This is a genomic window from Paraburkholderia phymatum, assembly GCF_040965635.1.
Lineage (GTDB): Bacteria > Pseudomonadota > Gammaproteobacteria > Burkholderiales > Burkholderiaceae > Paraburkholderia > Paraburkholderia phymatum_B.
The window spans coordinates 1-278 of the sequence record NZ_JBFRCH010000146.1; the positions used below are offsets into that span (position 1 = coordinate 1).

Annotated in this window: 1 protein-coding gene; it reads left to right on the top strand. The window is 66.5% G+C overall.

Annotated features, from left to right (window positions below; all coding sequences use genetic code 11):
- The coding region (locus tag AB4Y32_RS40555) for a thioesterase domain-containing protein (RefSeq protein ID WP_368726593.1) at positions 1-278 on the top strand (278 nt) is incomplete at both ends.

Sequence of the window (278 nt, forward strand, 5' to 3'; positions counted from 1 at the left end):
CTATTCGCTCGGCGGGCTGATCGCGTTCGAGATCGCGCAACAGCTGGAGCGCGCTGGCGAACAGGTCGGCCTGCTGTGCCTGCTCGATCCCTACGTGTACGAGCGCTGGCTGCCGTGGAACGCACGGGTGCACCATTGGTATGGCCGGATGCATGGCCAGTGGCGCAAGCTGCGTACGGTGCCGGCATCGCGCATGGCCGGTTACGTGGCCGATCGGCTCATCGTTGGCGCCGATCACGTGCAAATGCGCCTCGGCCACATGAGGCTGCGGGCAGACG